Below are 21,598 nucleotides of genomic sequence, written 5' to 3' on the forward strand. Positions count from 1 at the left end.
ACGATCCGTCATACTAGATCGATTTGCAGATGGGGTTTGCCATCGCTTGTGACCTCTTTGGAATAGCCCTTTGGCCCAACGATGCCACGGACGCGCTTGCGAAAGTTCGAAAAGCTGTCGGACGTGACCACATCTACTTCCTCTTCGAGCTGCAATCCCAGTTTGAACCACCCAGGCGTAAGAGCCGACACCGAAATTATGTGGGCAGAGAATGGTTGTGACAGGTAGGTGCCGGTTACACGATCACCGACTGCCCACCCATGCTTCTGGCTGCTCTCGATGGCAGCCAGCATTGTGTTCCAGTCTCGGAACCCATGCTGATGGGCGACAAGTTCCAAGGACCGCGCATGGCCAACCTCAGTCCCATCCGCGAGCATCTTCGTCCGCAGACGTTTGGCTTGGTCCTTGGCGTGCATTACTGAAGGCAATTGTGTGTTCATTGCACTGCTCCTTCTTCCGTGTGGAAAATTCCCCATTTTAGCTTCGAGCCCTTCGATGCATACCAAAGCACAATTGCCGTCAAAGCCAGCATCAACACCTCGGCGACTGGGCCCGCATACCAGATGCCAGCTTCACCAAACCAAACAGGTAACAAAAAGGTAAGCGGGATCGCGAAAGCATAGGGTTTTGTCAGTCCCAAAAACGCAGCTTTGCCCGCGGATCCAATGGCCTGAAAATAGGTCGCTATCATCATCAGTGGGCCGATCAGAAAAAACACGCAAGTCATGATCGGTAAGATCCGAGCGACCTCTGCAATGACGGCGGCGTCATCAACAAATGCGCTGGCAATACGGCTGGGAGTACTCATCACGACAACCTCGATCACGCAACAATATACCAAGGACACCCAAAGCGCGGTGCGCAGGCTTGTATCTGATCGCTTCCACAGACCTGCACCGTAATTGTTCCCGGTGATCGTTTGCATTGCAAACGACAACCCAAGCAGAGGCAGGAATGCAAAGGTAATGACACGGGTGATGATGCCATATGCCGTAACTGTGTCTGCGTAACCCGGTCGCCCAACCCATTGCAGCGCCGTGATAATTGCCGCGGATCCAAGCGCCAACCCAATGAAACTCAGGCTTTGTGGCGCGCCCAATGCAAGTATTCGCCCCCATTTCGCGTACAGAGAGTGCGATAGCAACGTGGCCGGACGCAATGTCGTGTCCCCAAAGAAGCGGAAGGACACAATGATCGCAAATGCAAGCGCCTGGGCTGCCGCTGTGCCGTAGGCCGAGCCAGCCACCCCCATGTCCAATAGTACGATCAAAACGAAATTGAACCCGATGTTTGAGATCGACACCAGAAGGCTCATCGCCGCCATGAAACCAACACGTCCTTCGTTGCGCAGTGCGTCAGAATTGACTGAAAGCACAAATAAGAGGGGCGAGAAGAGAACCGTAATGGACAGATAGACCAACCCCATCTGCGCCAATGCTTCTACTCCCCCGGCAGCAAGCAACGCGACGGACTGCCCAGAGAGGAAGAACAACAGGATCAAGCAAAAGCCCAACCCGACAGCAAGCCCATGCGCGCCTGCAAAGGTCGCGCGCGCTTGGTCTGTGTCACCTGCACCAAGTGAGCGTGCCAAAATGCTCGACATACCGTTTGCCACCAACGTGGAAAGTGCCACGATCAGCATATAGATTGGGAACATCAACGTTACAGCCGCCAGCGCATCCGGGCCGACATAAATGCCAAGAAACAGGGCATCTGCGACGGACAGTAATCCGTTCATACTCATTACGAAAATGATAGGCAAAGCGGTCTTAAGATAGATGGCGCCAAGCGGTCCATCGGTGAATGTGTTCGAAGGGGTATCTGTCATATCCCATTTCTCTCTAGCCAAATCGCGCAGTATGAGATGGGGCCCGCATTGCCATCCGCGCGATATGCGGAAAGAGGAAGATCGAGATATCGATGTGTAGAACTTAACCAAGACAGATGTCAGCGGAAGGCAGGCGTCCACAGCCTACGAAATTCGTAGTCGGGATGTCTTCCGCCGTCAAGTGTCTGGAACAACGAACTCAGATTGCTGTGGCTGCCGTTCGTTGCAACGCGGAAGAGGGGGGCGGTCTGACCTCGAACTTGATCCTCATGTATGCTTTGCCGATCTCTTGGCCGTCGACCCGCCCCTCACCGCATCCAAAACCCTTCGCGCTTAATGGTGTTGCGGATGGTTTGTTCTTTTTTGGGCAGGTTGCCCTGGTCAAACAAGGCCCGCACTTTCTGACCGCGCCCCTGAAAGATCATCCGTTTCATCGGATCGTATTCCTTCAGGACTTTCTTGATCTTGTTGGGTGCGGTGGCCGCCTCGATCACGTCGATCACCCGGTCGCTTTCGCGGGCATAGGCCAAGGGCAGGATGCGCCAGTGACAGCTGACATCGCCGTCCAGACCGTCCAGTTCCGGTCCAGGGCGACCTCCGCCAAAGCTTGAGACCACCAAGGGCAAGGCAATTTGATCTAGCCACGGGTAGAGCGTCTGGCAGACCAGTTCGTCGGGGCCGTCATGGTGGATCGCGATGGCGTAGTCTTTGAAGCGGCGACCAAACTCGCGCGGGCAGGGGCCAAAGAACCAACCGGCGTTGAAATACATATAGCGCTGCCAGTATTCGTCGGGATGGCTTTTATCCAGCGAAGCTTCGAAATCCAGTTCGAACTTGTCGTAAAGCGATTTCCAAATCTGGGAATATCCCGGACCATAAAGTTCGATCGTGGGCCATGTGTTTTCACGCTTCATCGAGGCCGATGGGCGATCATAGGGGATCGGCAAATCGGACAGTTTTCCGGTGATGACCGTGTCCGTGTCAAAGAACAGAAATGGCTCGCCCTCGGGCAAAGCCAGGAGCGCTTCGATCTTGTTACCGTGGGGATAATGACGGCCGAATTGCTGACATTCGAAAGGGGCGATTTCGGCCCCCAGCATTTCCAACGTTTCGCGTATATGCGGTTTCAGGCGGGGGTCTTCCAGCCACAGGTCTCCGGGCTGGGGTTCGGCCACCAGCAGGCGGCCCTGAAACTCGGGGTCACTGTGGCGCAGACTGGCGGCAAACAGGATCGCCTCATAGCCAAGTCGCCCGTCCTGCGCGACGATGACAATATTGGGCGCGTGTGTGGTGCTCGGTGCCGCCATGCCATTGGATTTGCCTGATTTCGTCGTTTTCGCCATCACTGCTTTGCCCGCGCTGTCATTTCAGGCAGTATAGTCAGTAAAGGGCCGAGTCTGAAAGGCGTGATCACGGCATCGGACAAGAATATGGGCCGCCCCTGAAGGAGGATCTTATGCATAAAGTCATCGTATTGGCTGGGGTGTTGGTCACAACTGCGCTTCCAGCATCCGCGCAAAATTTCACAACGGCGGCTGAGGTGCGTCCAATCCTGAACGCCACGCAAGGCAATTGGGTGGCCGTTCGGGAATATGATGGGCAGGACTTGCTGTACTTTACGCATCTTTTGGCGTGGCGCTGCGGATTGGACGCCATTCATTTCAGTGTGAATGGCGGGGTCGAACAGAAGTTTGACGCCGAGCCTTGCTATGAGGGCGAAGCCACGCCCAATGCGCTGAAGGTCACAGATATGCTGCCCTACCAGCGGTTCGATCTTCAGTCGGTCGACACCGTAGATGTCCGCATCGTTTACGATGACGGAGAGGAATCAGCCGCAGGTTTCAACCGCGGGCAGATTCAAATCCAGTAGGGACTGACGTGTTGCGCTAGCTGGTCTGCGTGAACCGCCCGAAATGTCCGGCTTGAAATGCCAGCGGAGCGCCCGGCTCCAGCGTTACCCGCAGGACCTCTCCGACCAGGATCGAGTGATCTCCTCCGGGGTGGACTGTATGTGTTGCGCAATCGAAACGCGCCAAGCAGTCTTCGAAAACCGGGACATCATGGGCGCCATGGATCAGATCGACGGGCGAAAAATCCGCACCATTGGTGGCGAAATGGCGGGCCAGATCGGTCTGGCCTTCCTTCAGGACATGAATTGCGAAATGCGAAGCTTTGACGAAGGCGTCATGGCGTTCGGACACATGCGCGGGGCACCACAGGATCAGCGGTGGATCCAGCGAGACCGATGTGAAGCTGTTCACCGTCATGGCAATCGGACCTGTGTCTGACGCAGCAGTCACCACGGTCACGCCGGTTGCGAACTGCCCCAAAGCTTGACGGAATGCGCCCGCGTGGTCGGGGCTTGGTGTGAAGCTGCTCATCGGCAATCCGTCCTGTGTTCGCGCAGTCAGAACAAGGTGCGCCAAAGAGGGAGGCGACCAAAGGTTTCGGCGCGGACACTAGCCCGAGCGATCAGGTGAGGAAAGGGCGAAAAGCGACCAAAATGAACTGGAAATGTCATTCCGCCACGGCAAAGCCATGGATCAGTTGCCGCAGGCCCAGTGCGGCCCCTGCGATGATCGCCATGAAGGTCACCGGGGCGCCATAATAAAGGATCGAGAATGCTGACAACCCTTGCCCGATTGAGCAGCCAAAGCCGATGACAGCCCCAAAACCCATAATGACCGCACCACCGATTTGGCGTTTCAGCTCGCGCGGGTCTTCGCAGGCTTCCCACCGAAAATGCCCTTTGAACAAGCTGCCGATAAATGCGCCAGCCAGAACGCCAACCACAGACCCGACGCCGAAGTTCAGATTATTGCCAGACGATGTCATAAGATAGATCATCATGTCGCCCAATGGCGCGGAATAGGTGTGGCTTTCCACAGGGATGGCCGAGAACCCGTTGGCCAGCACCCACGCGGTGCCACCCCAGCCAATAACGACGGCAACGCCCGCTGCACTGGCCCAAAGAAGCTCGGTCTGTGCATTGCGCAGTTCCCTGTTGGCCAGCATGGCCGCAAGCAAAATCAACCCCAGACCTATCCCGACATGGGCCGCGGTCAGGCCCGTCAAATGCTCAAGCGTAGTGGAAATTGAGGGCAGGGCGGATGGATTTGCCGGTGCTTCGGGAAACAGCGCGATGCGCAGCCCCGCCAGCGGCCCCGAGATCATGACATAGGCGGACAGGCCCATCACTAGTACAATCACAAACGACCGCAGGTCTCCGCCACCCAGTCGCGCCAATGCGCCGAACCCACAATTTCCGGACAGCGCCATACCATACCCGAACAGCAGGCCGCCGATGATCGAGGCGAGCGGGTTCCAGCCCAAACGCAGGTAAATCGCCTCGGATGCGGGCAGGTGTCCAATGGCCATCAAGGCATGGCTGCCGATCATCGCCACACCGATTGCGACGCCCCACATGCGCATCCGCAGACCGGACCCTGCATAAAGCGCGTCTTCGATGGCACCCAACGTGCAAAACCGCCCCAACCGTGCCGCCAGCCCCAGCAATACACCACCAATCAGCCCAACAAGGGCGGCAAGTGTGGCGTCGCTAATCCAGTCGTACATGGAACCTCACAATTCCAAAGGGCGTTGGACGGGCTTGTGACCAAGGGGCCGTTATTCGGCCGCTTTAGGCTCTTCCGAAGCCGGCGTGTCGATCGAACAGAACAGTTCGTAAATCACTTCCAAGATCCGACGCGGTCGGTCATCGGTCAGCGAATAATAGATGGTCTTGCCGTCGCGGCGCGGTGTCACAAGACCTTCAAGGCGCAGACGCGCCAGCTGTTGCGAGACTGCCGCCTGTCGGGCGTGCAGAAGCTTTTCCAGTTCGGTCACAGATTTTTCGCCGGTGACCAAATGGCACAGGATCATCAATCGCCCTTCGTGGCTGATCGCCTTCAAAAGGGTCGAGGCATCGCAGGCGCTGGTCATCATCTTGTCCAGCTCGTCGCGCGACATGTCTTCTTTTATGACGGGCAGTGCCATTCCGACAGGTCCTTATGCTCCGTTTCCGTTACCGGCCTGTCTTAATAGGCAGGTTATAAATTTGCAATCATCCTTGCAGTCAGATGACTAAGTCGTGTTCTTGCTGCAACCCTTAAAACAAGGGCTTCGGGCGTGGTTTCAGCTTCCTTGGTCCAAGGATGGCGCGACGTAATCTGTGTGCTCGATCAGCATCTGTTCGAGCAGCCCCCAGAAAAAGTCCTCGCCGGGATAGCCCTGAAGCCGGGCAATTTCCTTGCCGTCATCAACCAGCAGAAAGGTCGGAGTGAAGACAACGGGCGTGGTAGGCATCACGCCCAAAACCTCGGGGCCGTCTTTGCGTTTCAGGTCGCTCAGTTCCACTTTGCGCAACGGCGCATATTTGCCTTCCGAGGTCTTTGGATAGATCTCGCCCAGTTCGTTTTCCCATTTCGCGCACCACGCGCAGCCGGGTTCCTCGACCATAATCAGCTCGGCCGCCTGTGCCGTAAAACCAATTCCAATCAAGGCGGTGGTCAGAAAACTTAATGTATACTTCCGCATTTCGCCGCCTGTGTCTTGACATCTGGTTGATCTTTAACTCATGCAATAGATAAATTGAATATGTTGTGATTTCAAGGAAGCCTTCATGCTGGACATATCCTTTGCCGGGGCGGCGCTTGCGGGGCTTCTGTCGTTCTCTTCGCCCTGTATCCTGCCGATGGTTCCGTTTTATCTGTGCTATATGGCGGGTCTTTCGATGACCGAGCTGACGGGCGCGGGAAAGATCAATCCCGGTGCGCAACGACGGCTGGTTGTGGCAGCCATCGCCTTTGCATTTGGTGTGACCACGATCTTTATGCTTCTCGGCTTGGGAGCGACAGCTTTAGGGGCAGCTTTCGCGCAATATCAGCAGGAACTCAGCTATGTTGGGGCAGCTATCCTTGTGCTGTTCGGGACGCACTTTCTGGGAATCATGCGCGTTCCGTTTTTGTATCGCGAAGCCCGGATCGAAGGCCCGTCGCAGCCAAGCTCGGTACTGGGGGCGTATCTGATGGGACTGGCGTTTGGGTTCGGTTGGACACCCTGCGTGGGCCCCGCGCTGGCATCCATCTTAATGATTGCTTCTGGGTTGGGGGATCTGTGGCGCGGTGCGCTTTTGCTGGCCGTCTATGGGCTTGCGATGACGCTGCCTTTTGTCCTGGCAGCGATGTTCGCGCGCCCGTTTCTGGCATGGGTTGGGCGCAATCGAAAATACTTGCCCTGGGTCGAGAAAATCATGGGTGCCATGCTGATCCTGTTTGCGCTCCTGATCGTCTCCGGGCGGGTGAACAAGATCGGGCAGTGGTTGCTTGAGACATTCCCGACACTGGGAAATGTCGGGTAGATCAGATTTCCGGCGGCATCGAAATTTCGCATGAAATTAGAGCGCTAATGCCTGCTTGCGGGCGGTGAGATAATAATAATTCAAATAACGGAATTTGATGTTGCGAAAATTGCTTCACATGCGTAGTTTGGCCGCACAACGGATACGGGAGGAAACATGAAGCGGACAACGATCTCGCTTTGCACCCTGCTTATTGCAGGTCTGGGAGCGGCACAAGCCGAGACGGTGGTACCTACCGCCGTCGCATTCGAAGAAGGGGCCGTGGCCCAATCACTGACTGGCGTTGCAGGGGATCCTGTTGAAGGCGCGAAAGTGGTCTCGACAAAATCGCAGGGGAACTGCGTTGCATGTCACGAAATCACTGATCTAGCGGACATCCCGTTCCACGGCGAAGTTGGTCCCATGTTGGATGGGGCAGGCGATCGCTGGAGCGAGGCAGAGCTGCGCGGCATTCTTGTGGATGCGAAGATGACATTCGATGAATCGATGATGCCATCATTCTACAAGACGGAAGGCTTCATTCGCCTTGGCAAAGCCTATACCGGGAAAGCCCATGAAGGTGACGTCGAACCGCTGCTGAGCGCTCAGCAGATCGAAGATGTTGTTGCCTATTTGATGACGCTCAAAGACTGAGCGGGCCGGGCATAGAAATACACTCACAGGAGACAAGAGATGAAATTCACTCGACGTGATGCTCTGGCACTTGGGCTTGGCGCAACCGCCGTTGCCATGTTGCCGATGCGCGCACTGGCTGCTGCAGACGAGGCTATCGCGGCCTTCACTGGTGGCGCTGAGACCGGCGAAGGTGGGATCACCCTGACTGCGCCAGAAATCGCCGAGAACGGCAATACTGTTCCGATTTCGGTCGACGCCCCCGGCGCGGCATCGATTCTTATTCTGGCAGCGGGCAACCCGACGCCGGGCGTGGCCCAGTTCACCTTCGGTGAGGCTGCTGGCTCGCAAGCTGCATCAACCCGTATTCGTCTGGCCGGAACACAAGACGTTGTGGCCATTGCCAAAATGGCTGACGGCAGCTTTGTGAAAGCGCAATCGACCGTAAAAGTCACCATCGGCGGCTGCGGCGGCTAAGTTAGGAGATCAGAGATATGGCAAAAGGTTCAAAACCCCGCGTAAAGGTCCCCAAGACGGCTGCTGCCGGCGAAGTTGTGACCATCAAGACCCTGATCAGCCACAAGATGGAATCGGGTCAGCGCAAGGATAAAGAGGGCAACCTCATCCCGCGTTCGATCATCAATCGCTTCACCTGCGAGTTTAACGGCAAGTCGGTCATTGACGTGACGCTGGAGCCCGCAATCTCGACCAACCCTTACGTCGAATTTGACGCAAAGGTTGATGAAGCCGGTGATTTCAAATTCACATGGTACGACGACGATGGTGACGTGTACGACACCACCAAGTCGATCGCCATCGGCTAAGGCCAGCGCAGGGAGGAATATATAATGAAAAAAGGCATCGCAGCTATTCTGGCCGCCTCGACCATCTTCGGGGCAGCCACAGCCACGGCCGACGAAAGCGCTGAACTTACCGTGAACGGTGAAATTGACATCGTAACGAAGACGGCCGCGCCTGCACATCTGTCGGATGTGCTGGACGAAGTAATGTCTGGCTGGCGTTTCCGCTCGGACCAGACGCAAGAAATGCAGATGGACGACTTTGACAATCCCGGCATGCTGGGCGTTGAAAATGGCGCGGAAATCTGGGCAACGGTAGATGGCTCGGAAGGAAAATCCTGTGCGGATTGTCACGGCGAACCCGAGGAGATGGCAGGCGTCAAAGCTGTTTATCCGAAATGGAACGCCCAGGCCGGGAAGGTCTTCACCCTGCAGATGCAGGCGAATGATTGCCGGACCAATCGTATGGGCGCAGAAGCCTGGGGCACAGACAAGGGTCCGGCGATTGACGTCGAAGCACTGTTGGCGTCAGTGTCGCGCGGTATGCCGGTTAACGTGGCGATTGACGGCCCCGGTCATGAGACCTGGAAGCTGGGTAAAGAGCTTTACTATACCCGCACTGGGCAGCTCGAGCTGAGCTGTGCAAATTGTCACGAAGACAATTACGGCAACATGATCCGCGCTGACCACTTGTCGCAGGGCCAGATCAACGGTTTCCCGACCTATCGTCTGAAAAATACCAAGCTGAACGGGGTGCAGTCGCGCTTCAAGGGCTGCGTACGTGACACGCGTGCCCAGACCTACAAGCCCGGTTCGGACGAGTTCGTGGCGCTGGAAATGTATGTCGCGTCGCGCGGCAATGGTCTGTCGGTCGAAGGCCCGTCGGTCCGCAACTAAATTCACAACCCCGCCCGAACTGGTTTTGGGCGGGGCTTTCTTTATTCGAACACATTCAATCCCAAGCATGGGTTAAGCTTGCAAGGGGTTGGGAACAAGGAAAACCGCACATGATCTCTCGCCGCGACTTTCTTCAGGTCTCGATGGCTGCGTCAGCGCTTTACGGTACGTCGGGCTTTGGCAACTGGGCCAAATTGGCCGCACAGCAGGCGCTGACCCAAGATGACCTTCTGAAGTTTGATACGTTTGGCAATGTCAGCCTGATCCACATCACTGACATTCATGCCCAGCTGAAACCAATCTATTTCCGCGAGCCCGAGATCAATCTGGGCGTCGGCGCGGCCAACGGCCAGATGCCGCATGTGACCGGTGCTGATTTCCGCAAAGCCTATGGGATCGAAGATGGTTCGCCTTCGGCTTATGCACTGACATATAACGACTTTTCCTCGCTGGCGCAGGGATATGGCAAAGTGGGTGGCATGGACCGCGTCGCAACCGTTGTGAACGCTATTCGCGCCGATCGCCCCGATGCGTTGCTGCTGGACGGCGGTGATACGTGGCACGGGTCATACACCTGTCATCACACCGAAGGGCAGGATGTGGTCAACGTGATGAATGCGTTGAAGCCAGATGCGATGACCTTCCACTGGGAATTCACGCTGGGATCCGAGCGTGTGAACGAGATCGTAGAAGGTTTGCCCTTCGCAGCGCTTGGCCAAAACATCTTTGACGCTGAATGGGACGAGCCTGCCGAGCTGTTCAAGCCCTATAAGTTTTTCGAGCGTGGTGGCGTGAAGGTGGCCGTGATCGGTCAGGCCTTCCCCTATATGCCCATTGCCAACCCGCGTTGGATGTTCCCGGAGTATTCGTTCGGGATCCGCGATGAAAACATGCAAGCCATGGTCGATGAGGTCCGCGCGGCAGGCGCCGAGCTTGTTGTCTGCCTAAGCCATAATGGCTTTGACGTGGATAAGAAAATGGCGGGCCGCGTGAAAGGCATCGACGTGATCTTGTCGGGCCATACACATGACGCGCTTCCCGAGCCGGTGCAGGTCGAGCAGACGTTCATCATTGCTTCGGGCTCGAACTCGAAATTCGTCAGCCGCATCGATCTGGATGTGCGCGACGGGAAGATGATGGGCATTCGCCACAAGTTGATCCCGATCTTTGCGGACGTAATCACGCCGGATGCCACGATCACCAAGCTGATCGACGACCAGCGCGCGCCCTATAAGGCCGAGCTGGAAGAGGTAATCGGCACCACTGACACGCTTCTCTATCGTCGCGGTAACTTTAACGGATCGTGGGATGACCTGATCTGTGACGCGCTGATCAATGAACGCGAGGCGGACATCGCCATGTCACCCGGCGTCCGTTGGGGGCCGTCGATCCTGCCGGGTCAGGAAATCACCCGCGAGGACATCTGGAACGTGACCTCGATGTCTTATGGCGAAGCTTACCGCACCGAAATGACGGGTGAATTCATCCACACGATCTTGGAAGACGTCGGTGACAACTTGTTCAACCCGGACCCGTATTATCAGCAGGGCGGCGATATGGTGCGCATCGGTGGCATGGGCTATCGCATTGATATCAATAAGCCACAGGGCGAACGCATCACCGAAATGACCCTGTTGAAGACTGGCGAGGCGATTGACCCATCCAAGACCTATGTGGTCGCGGGCTGGGCCAGTGTGAACGAAGGCACCGAGGGTCCGCAGATCTGGGATGTCGTTGAAAGCCACATCAAGAAACAAGGCACCATCAAGCTGGATCCGAATAACTCGGTTCAGGTTGTAGGCGCCTAAAAAGGTTCGGCCCGGGCGCAGCTGCATCCGGGCCATTTTTCAAGCTTATTTATGCAAATAGGCGAATATGGATATGTAATGGGAGAGATGCCAGATGGGTGACAGCTCGAACAATCACGGACCCAGCCGGCGCGGGTTCCTGAAAGGGGCCGCTGCGACAGGTGCAGCCCTTGGCGCTGCGGGTGCAGTAAAGGCAGAAGGTGATCCGCTGATCACTGAAGTACAGGAATGGGCTTCTAGTCTGGGCGAGGGCGTGGACGCTACGCCTTATGGCATGCCGATTGAGTTCGAAAGCGATGTCGTGCGCCGGAATGTGGAATGGTTGACGGCGGATCAGATCAGCTCGATCAACTTCACGCCGATCCATGCGCTGGACGGCACGATCACCCCGCAGGGTTGCGCGTTCGAACGCCACCACTCGGGCGCGATCACGCTGAAGAAAGAAGACTATCGCCTGATGATCAACGGTCTGGTCGATACGCCGCTGGTGTTCACCTATGAAGACCTCGAGCGTTTCCCGCGTTCGCAGCAGACTTTCTTCCTTGAATGCGCGGCGAATACCGGCATGGAGTGGGCGGGCTCGCAGCTGAACGGCGCGCAGTACACTCATGGCATGATCCACAACATGGAATATACCGGCGTGTCGCTGCGGACCTTGTTGGAAGAGGCTGGCCTGGATGCCGCTGGCGATCTGAAAGACAAATGGGTTTACGTCGAAGGCGCAGATGCGTCGTCGAACGGTCGCTCGATCCCGATGGAAAAGGCGCTGGACGACTGCATGGTCGCCTTCAAAGCCAACGGCGAAGCCCTGCGGATGGAGCATGGCTATCCGGTGCGTCTGGTTGTGCCCGGCTGGGAAGGCAATATGTGGGTCAAATGGCTGCGTCGGATCGAGGTGATGGACAAGCCGGTTGAAAGCCGCGAAGAGACTTCGAAATACACAGACACGCTGGAAGACGGCACCAGCCGCAAGTGGACATGGGCGATGGATGCGAAATCCGTCGTGACCAGTCCCAGCCCGCAGATGCCCATCAAACACGGCAAAGGCCCGCTGGTTATCACCGGCTTAGCATGGTCCGGCAACGGCGCGATCACCGCGGTTGATGTCTCGCTGGATGGTGGCGTGACCTGGCAAGAGGCGCGTTTGGCCGAGCCCGGCAAGAAGATGGCGCTGACCCGCTTCTATCTGGACATCAACTGGGACGGATCCGAGATGTTCCTGCAATCCCGCGCGATGGACGAAACCGGCTATGTGCAACCCACCAAGGCGCAACTGCGCGAGGTACGCGGCCTGAACTCGATCTATCACAACAACTGCATCCAGACGTGGCACGTGAATGCAAAAGGAGAGGCGAACAATGTCGAAGTTTCCTAAATTCCTGATGGTGGCCTCGGTTGCCGCTTTGACCGCCGCGCCTGCGATGGCCGAAAAACTGGGCCTGGGTCGCGCTGCGACCGAGGCCGAAGTGGCGGCTTGGGATCTGGATATCTTCCCGGACGGATCAAACCTGCCTGCAGGCAAGGGAGATGTTTGGACCGGAGAAGAAGTGTTTGCAGACGCTTGTGCGGTGTGCCACGGCGAATTCGCAGAAGGCGCGGGCAACTGGCCGAAACTGGCCGGGGGTGCGGATACGCTAGATCACGAAGATCCGCTGAAAACCGTTGGGTCCTATTGGCCGTATCTGTCGACCACCTTCGACTATGTGCGCCGTTCTATGCCTTTTGGTGCCGCTGGCACGCTGTCGGATGATGATGTCTATGCCATCGTGGCTTACATCCTCTATTCAAACGACCTTGTGGATGATGATTTCGTTCTGTCGAAAGAGACGTTTTCGGATGTGGTTCTGCCCAATGCAGAAGGCTTCATCGTCGATGATCGTGCTGAGACGGAATATGGCACGTTCACCAATCGCTGCATGAGCGACTGTAAGCCCGGCGCGGTCGAAATCACGACAACCGTGGTGTTCCCCGGTGATCCGAACTCGGGTTTTGATGCGACGCCAATCAGCCAGGCTGTGATGGGCACCGCCGGAGCAACACCTGATGCGGCGGCCTCGACAGAAGAGGCGTCCGCTGAAGACGCGCCGGCCGAAGAAACCGCAGTCGTAGGAGAGGTTGCAGCACCCGCTGTGATGGCGCTTGACGAAGAACTGGTCGCCAAAGGCGAGAAGGTCTTTAAGAAGTGTAAGGCTTGTCACAAGGTGGGCGACAAGGCCAAGAATGGAACCGGTCCAATCTTGAATGGTGTCTTTGGCCGTGCGGCAGGCACGGTTGATGGGTTTAAATACTCGAAGCCCATGCTGGCAGCAGCCGAAGGTGGTCTGGTCTGGGATGAGACTGAGCTGTCCGGCTATCTGGCCAACCCACGCAAATATATGAAGGGGACGAAGATGTCCTTTGCGGGGTTGAAAAAGGACAAGGATGTCGCGGCAATTTTGGAATTCCTGAAGTCGCACAGCCAATAATCTGGCAAAGGTCGTCATGAGGCGGGCGTGGCCAACTTGGCTGCGCCCGTTTCTGTTTGCTGCGCAATAATTGTGCGCAATATGCATGCATCAGTATATGAAAATTATTGAGTGGATTTGCTTCACCCGTTAAACTCGCGTCTATGGGACGGATTCGAAACGCTGCGATAGGGCTTGTGATAGCGATTTGCGCCGCAACGCCTTCTTTTTCAAACGAAATCGGCAGTGCCGAGGATGGCGAGACGCTGTGGAAGGAATGCAAGTCCTGTCACGCGATAGGTGAGGGGGCGAAGAACCGCGTCGGCCCGCATCTCAACGGTATATTTGGCCGTCGTGCGGGGGCCGAGGACGGGTTTAAATACTCGAATGGTCTAACCCGAATGGGCAAAGATGGCCTGATTTGGGAATTTGATCTGCTAGATCGGTATATCGAGAACCCAAAGGCTTTCGCGTCGGACACGCGCATGTCGTATCGAGGGCTGAAAGACGAACAGAAACGCGCAGATTTGCTGGCATTCTTGCGCCGTTACTCGGACAATCCGGGCGATATACCCGAAGCAGCCCCCACTGTGGCGGGCACAGATCATTCCGTCGATCCGACCATTCTGGCCATTCAGGGGGACCCCGAATATGGCGCGTACCTGTCGTCGGAATGTACGTCCTGCCATCAGCTGTCAGGGGAAAATGACGGCATTCCGGGCATTGTTGGCTGGCCTGCCGAAGACTTCGTGATTGCAATGCACGCCTATAAGGACAAGTTCCGCCCGCATCCCGTGATGCAGATGATGGCTGGTCGCCTGTCCAACGATGAAATCGCCGCGTTGGCGGCATATTTTGAAGCACTCGATTCTTAACGAATTAATGCGCGCCAGGAAGGGTTCGCGAGTCTGCGATGGCGGTGCGCTTATACCGCCAATAAGGGAGGAAGAAATGAAGATTAACAGACGTTTGTTCATGGGGGGCGCTGCCGCTGGTGCGGCCGCCACAACCCTTTCCGCGCCGATGGTCCATGCGGCCGGTCATGGGAAGCCGAAGGTCGTTGTGATCGGTGGCGGTGCCGGTGGTGCAACTGCCGCGCGCTATATTGCGAAGGACAGCAAGGGCGAGATCGAGGTCACGCTGGTAGAGCCGACGCGCAGTTACTATACCTGTTTCTTCTCGAACCTATATATGGCGGGCTTCCGCGAGCTGGGGTCTATTGCGCATAGCTATGGTAAGCTGGCTGCCGAATACGGCATTAACGTCGTTCATGACTGGGCTGTTGGGATCGACCGCGAGGCGCGTACTGTGTCGCTGGCGGGCGGTGGCACGCTGAGCTATGACCGTTTGGTTCTGTCGCCGGGTATCGACTTTATCGATGGTGCCGTCGAGGGATGGGACATCAGCCACCAGAATGCCATGCCGCATGCCTATAAGGCTGGATCGCAGTCCGAGCTGCTGAAAGCACAGGTCGAAGCTATGCCCGAAGGTGGGACGTTTGCGATGGTGGCTCCGCCCAACCCGTTCCGCTGCCCTCCTGGGCCGTATGAGCGTATCTCGATGATCGCGCATATCCTGAAAGACAAGAACCCGACGGCGAAGATCATCATCGCTGATCCGAAGCCCAAGTTCTCTAAAATGGCGCTGTTCCAGGAAGGGTGGGGCAAGCATTATGACGGAATGATCGATTGGGTTGGTCCAGATTTCGGCGGCGACAATGTGTCGGTGAACCCGCATGATATGACCCTCACCATTGATGGCGAAGTCACCAAAGTTGATGTGTGTAATGTCATTCCCGCCATGAAAGCGGGCAAGATCTGCGATATGGCAGGCATCACAGATGGGAACTGGGCCCCGGTAAACCCGCATACAATGCAATCGCGTGTTGACGAGAACATCCACGTTCTGGGCGATGCAAGTTCGCAAGGCGATATGCCTAAATCCGGCTTTGCCGCGAACAGCCAAGCGAAAGTGGCTGCAATGGCAGTGCGGTCGGCCCTCACAGGGTCGAAGCTTTTCCCCGCCAAGTTTACCAATACGTGCTGGTCGCTGATTGACACCGATGATGGTGTCAAAGTCGGCGCAAGTTACGAGGCCACAGACGAGAAAATCGCCAAAGTGGATGGCTTCATCAGCCAGACTGGCGAGGATGCTGAGCTGCGCAAAGCAACATATGAGGAAAGCATCGGCTGGTACGCCGGGATTACCTCGGACATGTTTGGCTGATCTTCTTGCCTGTATTCGCCCTGGCGAATATGTTTAACACAATGCGGGGTCCGGTTGTCCGGGCCTCGTTTCAGTTTGGGGCTTCGCGCGAACGGCCCTCATTACAGGAGGATACTTAATGCGCAATTACCTTGGATTGGCTATGCTGGCGGCAACGGTTTTCGCCACGCCGAGCTTCGCAGATGGTCATGGAAAGCAGATGACGGACCACGCTGTTACCTATGCTTTTGATGGCGAATTCGATGATGCGACCTTTGCTGTGGAATCTGCGATCGTAGGGCAGGGGCTGGTGATCGATTATGTCAGCCACACGGGCGAGATGTTGGAGCGCACCAAGGGTGATGTCGGGTCTGACATTACGATTTTCGATGCTGCGGACATCTTCTTGTTCTGCTCGGCACGGGTTAGCCGCGAGGTGATGGAGGCGGATCCGCAGAACATCGCGTTCTGCCCGTATAGCATCTATGTGACCCAGACAGATGGCGAGGTGCGCGTGGGATATCGCACCTATCCTAACGGCCCCATGCAAAAGGTTCAGTCACTTCTGGATGGGATTGTTCTGGAAGCGGTCGCCGAATAGGATAGATTTGGCTTGAATATCAAGGCCTCGCATGTCGCAATGACGAGCGAGGCCTTTTTGCTTGACGTAGGGTTGTAGAAAAAACATTCAAAAAAATGAATGTATGTCTTGTTCCTGCGATGGGGCTGCCCTAAGTTTAACACGCGAACAGAAAACCTGGTGAGGCATGATATGATCGAAACTGAATTCACACCGCTGGCGGCATCATTCGGAGGCGCGCTGATTGGCTTGGCCTCGGTGCTTCTGATGTGGGTCCGCGGCAACGTGCTGGGCGCCACAGGCATCTTGGCGGGGTTCATGCAGCCCAACAGCTCGGCTGATTGGGCTTGGCGCGCGGCTATTCTGGCCGGTATGCTGACGGGCCCGTTCGTCTATCTGTTTATCACAGGCGGGTTTCCTGAAATCCAAGTTCCCGTCAGCACTCTGTCGATGATCATCGGCGGTGTCATTGTCGGGATCGGCGTGACCTATGGGTCGGGCTGCACCTCGGGGCATGGTGTCTGCGGCATGTCGCGCTTTTCTCCGCGCAGCTTCGTGGCCACGCTAGCCTTCATGGCAGGGATCACCGTCATGGTGTTCGTCACCCGCCACGTTTTTGGCCTGTAAGGAGGGACCGTTATGCAGTTGATCGTCATCTATGCCATCGGCCTTATCTTTGGTCTTGGAATCTCTATCTCGGGCATGGCTAACCCTGCCAAAGTATTGAACTTCTTCGACTTTGCGGGGACATGGGATCCCAGCCTGATCTTCGTGATGGGCGCGGCCATTCTGGTCACCGCTCCGGGATATTTCTTGGTTCTCAAAGGGCCAAAGCCTGTTTTTGGCAATGCCTTCACGCTGCCTGGCACCAAGTTGATTGACCGCCGTCTGGTTGGCGGGTCCTTCACGTTCGGTTTGGGGTGGGGGCTGGCCGGCTTCTGCCCGGGTGCCTCTCTTCCTGTGATCTCGACGGGTAACCCGGATGTTCTGATTTTCACAGTGTCTCTTATAGCGGGCATTTTCATCGCCCGCTTCTTGATCCAGCGGAGTGCGCAGCAACGCGACGCCGCACAAGCAAGTTAACCCGGAATTTATCCCGGACCTCAAAGAAAGGACATGTCATGACCGACAATTCCGTACACACAGACCTGATCCCCGAAGTGAAAGCCTTCTTCGAGCCGGATTCGAATACGATTTCCTATGTGGTCAAAGACCCGACTTCGAACGCTTGCGCTGTGATCGACAGTGTCATGGATATTGATTACGCCGCTGGCCGGATTTCGCATGAACATGCGGATGAGATCATCGACTATATCAAATCCGAAGGTCTGAAACTGGAATGGCTGATTGAAACGCATGTTCATGCGGATCACCTGTCAGGCGCCCCCTATATTCAACAGGAACTTGGCGGCAAGATCGGTATCGGCAGCCAGATTACTGTTGTGCAGGATGTGTTCGGCAAGGTCTTCAATGAAGGCACTGAGTTCCAGCGTGATGGCAGCCAGTTTGATGCCCTGTTTGAAGACGGGGACACCTACATGATTGGCAACATGAAGGCGCTTGCCCTTCACACGCCGGGTCATACGCCAGCATGTATGGTGCATGTGATCGGGAATGCCGGGTTTGTTGGCGACACGCTGTTCATGCCGGACGGAGGATCAGCCCGTGCTGATTTCCCGGGCGGAGATGCGGGTATCCTTTATGATTCGATCCAGAAGGTGCTGGCGTTGCCGGACGACACCCGTCTATTCATGTGCCACGATTACGGCCCCAACGGCCGTGACATCCAGTGGGAGACCACCGTGGCTGTAGAAAAAGAGCACAATATTCACGTCGGCGCTGGGAAAACGCGCGAAGAGTTCGTGAAGTTCCGTACGGAACGGGATGCTCAGTTGGATATGCCGCGCCTGATTATTCCCTCGCTTCAGGTCAATATGCGTGCGGGCGACATGCCCCCCGCGGATGAGGACGGAAACACCTTCCTGAAGGTACCGGTAAACGCGCTTTAAGAGGTTCCAATGCAAACCAAAAAACTGGATGACACCATCACTGTGTCCCATCAGATCGCGATCGAGGATGTACAGACCATTCGCGATCAGGGCTTCACTCTGCTCATGTGCAACCGTCCGGATGGCGAAGATCCGGGACAGCCCGCATGGGGCGAAGTGAAAGCCGCCGCCGAGGCCGCCGGCCTGAAAACAGCGTTCCTGCCCGTTAGCTCGCGGGATGAAGCAATCGCGATGAAAGAGCCGTTTCAGGTGGAAATGGCGTCTGCAGATGGACCGGTCTTTGCATACTGCCGTACCGGCACGCGTTGCGAGATTTTGTGGACGCTCTCGAAAAACTGATCCGGTCTGACTTTTGCTAACTGGACTGAAATAAACGGAAAACTGCCATGAATGTGATCAAGGCTCTGGCAGCGCGCGGCGCTGCCCTAGGACAATTCGTGCCTATTCTTGACTGGGGGCGTCGCTATGATCAGGGGGCGTTTTCCGCCGACCTATTGGCGGCGGTGATCGTGACGATCATGTTGATCCCGCAGTCACTTGCCTATGCGCTTTTGGCAGGGCTTCCGGCGGAAATGGGGCTGTACGCATCTATTCTGCCGCTTTTTGCCTATGCGGTTTTTGGCACCTCGCGGGCCTTGGCTGTGGGGCCGGTCGCAGTGGTCAGCCTGATGACCGCTGCTGCCATTGGTAATCTGGATCTACCCAGTCAGGCCGATTACATTTCCGCTGCTGTGACGCTGGCATTTCTGTCGGGCTTGATCCTGCTTGTCATGGGCGTGTTTCGTCTGGGCTTTCTGGCAAATTTCCTGAGCCATCCGGTCATTGCTGGCTTCATTACAGCCTCGGGGCTTTTGATTGCGACCAGCCAGTTGAAGCACGTTCTGGGGATCGAGGCGCATGGCCATTCACTGATAGAACTGGCAGGGTCACTGCTGGCGCATCTGGGTCAGACGAATGTCATCACGTTGCTCATAGGCGCGGGGTCTGTTGCGTTCCTGTTCTGGGTTCGCAGGGGCTTGAAACCTTTGTTGATAAAACTTGGGCTTGGTGAACGACTGGCAGACAGCCTTGCCAAGGCAGGCCCCGTCGCAGCTGTCGTGGTCACGACGTTGGTCAGCTGGGGCTTTGATTTGCAGGCGAAGGGCGTTGCAATTGTGGGCGATGTTCCGCAGGGCGTGCCGCCGTTGACCATGCCCAGTTTTGACGCGGATCTGTGGAGCAGCCTATTTGGATCGGCGCTTCTGATCTCAATCATTGGCTTTGTCGAATCCATCTCGGTTGCGCAGACATTGGCCGCAAAGAAACGCCAGCGCATTGTCCCGGATCAAGAACTTGTCGGGCTGGGTGCGTCAAACGTTGCCGCAGCGATGTCAGGCGGCTATCCGGTGACAGGTGGCTTTGCGCGTTCAGTTGTGAATTTCGACGCTGGCGCGGAAACGCCAGCCGCAGGGATGTTCACCGCCATCGGCATTCTTCTGGCCGCGATGTTTCTGACACCGCTTTTGTATTTCTTACCCAAGGCGACCTTGGCGGCCACAATCATCGTTGCTGTTCTGGGGTTGGTAGACTTCCACATCCTGAAGGCAACGTGGCGCTATCACCGCGCGGATTTCACCGCGGTTCTGACCACCATTTTGCTAACGCTTGGCTTTGGCGTCGAGATCGGAGTTTCGGCGGGCGTGGTCCTGTCGATCGTGCTTTACCTGTACAAAACCTCGCGCCCGCATATCGCCGAGGTTGGCCTGGTTCCCGGCACGCAGCATTTCCGAAATATCGATCGGCACCACGTTCTGACACATCCAGAACTGGTCACATTGCGGCTGGACGAAAATCTGTATTTCGCCAATGCGCGCTATATCGAAGACTACCTTCTGGCCCGCACCGCGCGTGGTGGTTTGAAACATGTCGTTCTGATGTGCTCGGCCGTAAACGAGATCGACCTTTCTGCCCTTGAAACGATTGAGGAATTGGACCGGCAACTTGCGGACAGCGGCATCACGCTCAGCCTGTCCGAGGTCAAAGGACCCGTGATGGATCGTTTGAAACGTACGGATTTCATGGATCACCTGTCTGGTGATGTCTATCTGACCCAATACGCCGCAATGCGTGCATTGGGCCCTGTGGACTAAGGGCGACGCTGCGTCATCTGGGGCAGGGCTGTCGGATTTATTGAACGCTTGTGCAATTCTTGCTAGGGCGAGCCAACATCGAACGGAGGCTCGCCCATGCAAATTACTGAAAACACCGTTGTCACCATTTCTGGCGGGGCATCCGGCTTGGGCGGCGCTGTCGCCGAAGCATTCGCTGCTGCTGGCGCCAAGGTCGGCATCTTCGACCTGAATGAAGAGGCCGGTCAGGCAATGGCCACAAAGCTGGGCGGTGCGTTTGCCAAGGTTGACGTGTCTGATCCTACATCGGTTGCTGACGGGTTCAAAACCCTGCGTGCAGCCCTTGGGCAAGAACGCGTGATGGTAAACTGCGCAGGCATCGCACCCGCCGCAAAAACCCAATCCAAAGGCGAACCCCATGACGCGGGCCTTTATGCGAAAGTGATCAGTGTAAACCTGATTGGGACCTTCAATTGTGCCAGTCAGGCCGCTGCCGGGATGGCGATGACCGATCCCGTGACCGATGATGGCGAACGTGGCGTGATCATCAATACCGCATCAGTTGCCGCAATGGACGGCCAGATTGGCCAGCTTGCTTATGCGTCGTCCAAAGCTGGCGTGGTTGGTTTGACCCTGCCGATGGCGCGCGATCTGATGCGTGACGGCATTCGCGTTATGGCGATTGCACCGGGCATTTTCATGACCCCCATGCTGGCCGGACTTCCTCAAGAGGTTCAGGACAGCCTTGGGGCGCAGGTCCCGTTCCCGTCACGTCTGGGTGATCCGACCGAATACGCAGGAATGGTGCGCCACATTGTCGAGAACGCGATGCTGAACGGTGAAGTGATCCGGTTGGACGGTGCCATTCGCATGGCTCCACGGTAAATCGTAAGCGGAGTTTATACGCAGCGCGTGGCGTATTGGGTTTGTCTGCAGACCCTTCCGGCG

The 21,598-nt window shown here is 56.4% G+C and carries 25 protein-coding genes; 18 read left to right on the forward strand and 7 right to left on the reverse strand.

Annotated elements, in window-relative coordinates; all coding sequences use genetic code 11:
• Positions 1 to 8 precede the first annotated feature (8 nt).
• The 3 genes from FIL88_RS05525 to FIL88_RS05535 all read right to left on the reverse strand — a co-directional run bounded on the left by FIL88_RS05525 (position 9) and on the right by FIL88_RS05535 (position 3,135).
• On the reverse strand, positions 9 to 440 hold the full coding sequence (locus FIL88_RS05525; RefSeq protein WP_142852782.1) for a glyoxalase superfamily protein: 432 nt from the start codon (positions 438 to 440) through the stop codon (positions 9 to 11).
• Complete coding sequence (locus FIL88_RS05530; protein WP_142852783.1) at positions 437 to 1,828, reverse strand: MATE family efflux transporter; 1,392 nt, start codon at positions 1,826 to 1,828, stop codon at positions 437 to 439. The genes FIL88_RS05525 and FIL88_RS05530 overlap by 4 nt, the downstream gene beginning before the upstream one ends.
• A gap of 308 nt (positions 1,829 to 2,136) precedes the next feature.
• Positions 2,137 to 3,135 (reverse strand): hypothetical protein, encoded by a 999-nt coding sequence (locus FIL88_RS05535; protein ID WP_142853463.1) that lies wholly within the window; start codon positions 3,133 to 3,135, stop codon positions 2,137 to 2,139.
• Positions 3,136 to 3,284: 149 nt separating this feature from the next.
• On the opposite strand from FIL88_RS05535, the gene FIL88_RS05540 reads away from it, so the two are divergent.
• Positions 3,285 to 3,698: a hypothetical protein gene (locus tag FIL88_RS05540; RefSeq protein WP_142852784.1), complete on the forward strand. Its 414-nt coding sequence runs from the start codon at positions 3,285 to 3,287 to the stop codon at positions 3,696 to 3,698.
• A 16-nt stretch (positions 3,699 to 3,714) separates the two neighbouring features.
• Here the strand turns inward: FIL88_RS05540 and FIL88_RS05545 are convergent, their stop codons facing one another.
• The 4 genes from FIL88_RS05545 to FIL88_RS05560 form a co-directional block, all read right to left on the reverse strand.
• A complete protein-coding gene (locus tag FIL88_RS05545; protein WP_185960847.1) occupies positions 3,715 to 4,209 on the reverse strand; it encodes a flavin reductase family protein in 495 nt (164 codons plus the stop codon).
• Positions 4,210 to 4,345: 136 nt separating this feature from the next.
• Entirely contained in the window at positions 4,346 to 5,404 is a 1,059-nt protein-coding gene (locus tag FIL88_RS05550) for a YeeE/YedE family protein (RefSeq protein WP_142852785.1), read from the reverse strand.
• Positions 5,405 to 5,455: 51 nt separating this feature from the next.
• Positions 5,456 to 5,824 carry an ArsR/SmtB family transcription factor gene (locus FIL88_RS05555; protein ID WP_142852786.1) on the reverse strand — a complete coding sequence of 123 codons (369 nt, stop codon included), beginning with the start codon at positions 5,822 to 5,824 and terminating at the stop codon, positions 5,456 to 5,458.
• A gap of 138 nt (positions 5,825 to 5,962) precedes the next feature.
• Positions 5,963 to 6,364: a thioredoxin domain-containing protein gene (locus FIL88_RS05560; protein WP_142852787.1), complete on the reverse strand. Its 402-nt coding sequence runs from the start codon at positions 6,362 to 6,364 to the stop codon at positions 5,963 to 5,965.
• Between the two features lie 85 nt (positions 6,365 to 6,449).
• Between FIL88_RS05560 and FIL88_RS05565 the strand changes: the two genes are divergently transcribed.
• From FIL88_RS05565 to FIL88_RS05645, 17 genes are all read left to right on the forward strand, one after another.
• Positions 6,450 to 7,187, forward strand: coding sequence for a cytochrome c biogenesis CcdA family protein (locus tag FIL88_RS05565; protein WP_142852788.1), 738 nt, complete (start codon positions 6,450 to 6,452; stop codon positions 7,185 to 7,187).
• A gap of 156 nt (positions 7,188 to 7,343) precedes the next feature.
• Complete coding sequence (soxX, locus tag FIL88_RS05570; RefSeq protein WP_142852789.1) at positions 7,344 to 7,820, forward strand: sulfur oxidation c-type cytochrome SoxX; 477 nt, start codon at positions 7,344 to 7,346, stop codon at positions 7,818 to 7,820.
• A 39-nt stretch (positions 7,821 to 7,859) separates the two neighbouring features.
• Positions 7,860 to 8,276, forward strand: coding sequence for a thiosulfate oxidation carrier protein SoxY (gene soxY / locus FIL88_RS05575; RefSeq protein ID WP_142852790.1), 417 nt, complete (start codon positions 7,860 to 7,862; stop codon positions 8,274 to 8,276).
• 17 nt (positions 8,277 to 8,293) lie between these two features.
• Positions 8,294 to 8,623: a thiosulfate oxidation carrier complex protein SoxZ gene (gene soxZ, locus FIL88_RS05580; RefSeq protein ID WP_142852791.1), complete on the forward strand. Its 330-nt coding sequence runs from the start codon at positions 8,294 to 8,296 to the stop codon at positions 8,621 to 8,623.
• A 24-nt stretch (positions 8,624 to 8,647) separates the two neighbouring features.
• Positions 8,648 to 9,496, forward strand: a complete 849-nt coding sequence (soxA, locus tag FIL88_RS05585; RefSeq protein ID WP_142852792.1) for a sulfur oxidation c-type cytochrome SoxA — start codon at positions 8,648 to 8,650, stop codon at positions 9,494 to 9,496.
• A 110-nt stretch (positions 9,497 to 9,606) separates the two neighbouring features.
• Positions 9,607 to 11,304, forward strand: coding sequence for a thiosulfohydrolase SoxB (gene soxB, locus FIL88_RS05590; RefSeq protein WP_142852793.1), 1,698 nt, complete (start codon positions 9,607 to 9,609; stop codon positions 11,302 to 11,304).
• Positions 11,305 to 11,398: 94 nt separating this feature from the next.
• Positions 11,399 to 12,679 (forward strand): sulfite dehydrogenase, encoded by a 1,281-nt coding sequence (soxC, locus tag FIL88_RS05595; protein WP_142852794.1) that lies wholly within the window; start codon positions 11,399 to 11,401, stop codon positions 12,677 to 12,679.
• Complete coding sequence (locus FIL88_RS05600) at positions 12,663 to 13,769, forward strand: c-type cytochrome (RefSeq protein WP_142852795.1); 1,107 nt, start codon at positions 12,663 to 12,665, stop codon at positions 13,767 to 13,769. The genes soxC and FIL88_RS05600 overlap by 17 nt, the downstream gene beginning before the upstream one ends.
• Before the next feature lie 143 nt (positions 13,770 to 13,912).
• Positions 13,913 to 14,623 carry a c-type cytochrome gene (locus FIL88_RS05605; protein WP_142852796.1) on the forward strand — a complete coding sequence of 237 codons (711 nt, stop codon included), beginning with the start codon at positions 13,913 to 13,915 and terminating at the stop codon, positions 14,621 to 14,623.
• 76 nt (positions 14,624 to 14,699) lie between these two features.
• On the forward strand, positions 14,700 to 15,974 hold the full coding sequence (locus FIL88_RS05610) for an NAD(P)/FAD-dependent oxidoreductase (protein ID WP_142852797.1): 1,275 nt from the start codon (positions 14,700 to 14,702) through the stop codon (positions 15,972 to 15,974).
• A gap of 199 nt (positions 15,975 to 16,173) precedes the next feature.
• A complete protein-coding gene (locus FIL88_RS05615; RefSeq protein WP_246066663.1) occupies positions 16,174 to 16,554 on the forward strand; it encodes a DUF302 domain-containing protein in 381 nt (126 codons plus the stop codon).
• 171 nt (positions 16,555 to 16,725) lie between these two features.
• Positions 16,726 to 17,160, forward strand: a complete 435-nt coding sequence (locus tag FIL88_RS05620) for a YeeE/YedE family protein (RefSeq protein ID WP_142852799.1) — start codon at positions 16,726 to 16,728, stop codon at positions 17,158 to 17,160.
• Positions 17,161 to 17,172: 12 nt separating this feature from the next.
• On the forward strand, positions 17,173 to 17,616 hold the full coding sequence (locus tag FIL88_RS05625) for a DUF6691 family protein (RefSeq protein WP_142852800.1): 444 nt from the start codon (positions 17,173 to 17,175) through the stop codon (positions 17,614 to 17,616).
• Between the two features lie 38 nt (positions 17,617 to 17,654).
• On the forward strand, positions 17,655 to 18,542 hold the full coding sequence (locus FIL88_RS05630) for an MBL fold metallo-hydrolase (protein WP_142852801.1): 888 nt from the start codon (positions 17,655 to 17,657) through the stop codon (positions 18,540 to 18,542).
• Positions 18,543 to 18,551: 9 nt separating this feature from the next.
• Entirely contained in the window at positions 18,552 to 18,881 is a 330-nt protein-coding gene (locus FIL88_RS05635) for a protein tyrosine phosphatase family protein (protein WP_142852802.1), read from the forward strand.
• A 47-nt stretch (positions 18,882 to 18,928) separates the two neighbouring features.
• The gene (locus FIL88_RS05640) at positions 18,929 to 20,671 is read left to right on the forward strand and encodes a SulP family inorganic anion transporter (protein ID WP_142852803.1); all 1,743 of its coding nucleotides are present in this window, start codon (positions 18,929 to 18,931) and stop codon (positions 20,669 to 20,671) included.
• Between the two features lie 96 nt (positions 20,672 to 20,767).
• Complete coding sequence (locus FIL88_RS05645) at positions 20,768 to 21,535, forward strand: SDR family NAD(P)-dependent oxidoreductase (RefSeq protein WP_142852804.1); 768 nt, start codon at positions 20,768 to 20,770, stop codon at positions 21,533 to 21,535.
• The last annotated feature ends 63 nt before the right edge of the window (positions 21,536 to 21,598 follow it).

Source organism: Aliiroseovarius halocynthiae (assembly GCF_007004645.1).
GTDB classification, from domain to species: Bacteria; Pseudomonadota; Alphaproteobacteria; order Rhodobacterales; family Rhodobacteraceae; genus Aliiroseovarius; species Aliiroseovarius halocynthiae.

Excerpts from the sequence above, each read along its gene's own strand:
- FIL88_RS05530 (WP_142852783.1), bottom strand. The coding sequence starts at position 1,828 with ATGACAGATACCCCTTCGAACACATTCACCGATGGACCGCTTGGCGCC.
- FIL88_RS05645 (WP_142852804.1), top strand. The coding sequence starts at position 20,768 with ATGCAAATTACTGAAAACACCGTTGTCACCATTTCTGGCGGGGCATCC.
- FIL88_RS05560 (WP_142852787.1), bottom strand. The coding sequence starts at position 6,364 with ATGCGGAAGTATACATTAAGTTTTCTGACCACCGCCTTGATTGGAATT.
- soxC (WP_142852794.1), top strand. The coding sequence starts at position 11,399 with ATGGGTGACAGCTCGAACAATCACGGACCCAGCCGGCGCGGGTTCCTG.
- FIL88_RS05620 (WP_142852799.1), top strand. The coding sequence starts at position 16,726 with ATGATCGAAACTGAATTCACACCGCTGGCGGCATCATTCGGAGGCGCG.
- FIL88_RS05615 (WP_246066663.1), top strand. The coding sequence starts at position 16,174 with ATGACGGACCACGCTGTTACCTATGCTTTTGATGGCGAATTCGATGAT.
- FIL88_RS05550 (WP_142852785.1), bottom strand. The coding sequence starts at position 5,404 with ATGTACGACTGGATTAGCGACGCCACACTTGCCGCCCTTGTTGGGCTG.
- FIL88_RS05605 (WP_142852796.1), top strand. The coding sequence starts at position 13,913 with ATGGGACGGATTCGAAACGCTGCGATAGGGCTTGTGATAGCGATTTGC.
- soxB (WP_142852793.1), top strand. The coding sequence starts at position 9,607 with ATGATCTCTCGCCGCGACTTTCTTCAGGTCTCGATGGCTGCGTCAGCG.
- FIL88_RS05545 (WP_185960847.1), bottom strand. The coding sequence starts at position 4,209 with ATGAGCAGCTTCACACCAAGCCCCGACCACGCGGGCGCATTCCGTCAA.
- FIL88_RS05640 (WP_142852803.1), top strand. The coding sequence starts at position 18,929 with ATGAATGTGATCAAGGCTCTGGCAGCGCGCGGCGCTGCCCTAGGACAA.
- FIL88_RS05610 (WP_142852797.1), top strand. The coding sequence starts at position 14,700 with ATGAAGATTAACAGACGTTTGTTCATGGGGGGCGCTGCCGCTGGTGCG.
- FIL88_RS05635 (WP_142852802.1), top strand. The coding sequence starts at position 18,552 with ATGCAAACCAAAAAACTGGATGACACCATCACTGTGTCCCATCAGATC.
- soxX (WP_142852789.1), top strand. The coding sequence starts at position 7,344 with ATGAAGCGGACAACGATCTCGCTTTGCACCCTGCTTATTGCAGGTCTG.
- soxA (WP_142852792.1), top strand. The coding sequence starts at position 8,648 with ATGAAAAAAGGCATCGCAGCTATTCTGGCCGCCTCGACCATCTTCGGG.
- soxZ (WP_142852791.1), top strand. The coding sequence starts at position 8,294 with ATGGCAAAAGGTTCAAAACCCCGCGTAAAGGTCCCCAAGACGGCTGCT.
- FIL88_RS05630 (WP_142852801.1), top strand. The coding sequence starts at position 17,655 with ATGACCGACAATTCCGTACACACAGACCTGATCCCCGAAGTGAAAGCC.
- FIL88_RS05600 (WP_142852795.1), top strand. The coding sequence starts at position 12,663 with ATGTCGAAGTTTCCTAAATTCCTGATGGTGGCCTCGGTTGCCGCTTTG.
- FIL88_RS05565 (WP_142852788.1), top strand. The coding sequence starts at position 6,450 with ATGCTGGACATATCCTTTGCCGGGGCGGCGCTTGCGGGGCTTCTGTCG.
- FIL88_RS05555 (WP_142852786.1), bottom strand. The coding sequence starts at position 5,824 with ATGGCACTGCCCGTCATAAAAGAAGACATGTCGCGCGACGAGCTGGAC.
- soxY (WP_142852790.1), top strand. The coding sequence starts at position 7,860 with ATGAAATTCACTCGACGTGATGCTCTGGCACTTGGGCTTGGCGCAACC.
- FIL88_RS05540 (WP_142852784.1), top strand. The coding sequence starts at position 3,285 with ATGCATAAAGTCATCGTATTGGCTGGGGTGTTGGTCACAACTGCGCTT.
- FIL88_RS05535 (WP_142853463.1), bottom strand. The coding sequence starts at position 3,135 with ATGGCGGCACCGAGCACCACACACGCGCCCAATATTGTCATCGTCGCG.
- FIL88_RS05525 (WP_142852782.1), bottom strand. The coding sequence starts at position 440 with ATGAACACACAATTGCCTTCAGTAATGCACGCCAAGGACCAAGCCAAA.
- FIL88_RS05625 (WP_142852800.1), top strand. The coding sequence starts at position 17,173 with ATGCAGTTGATCGTCATCTATGCCATCGGCCTTATCTTTGGTCTTGGA.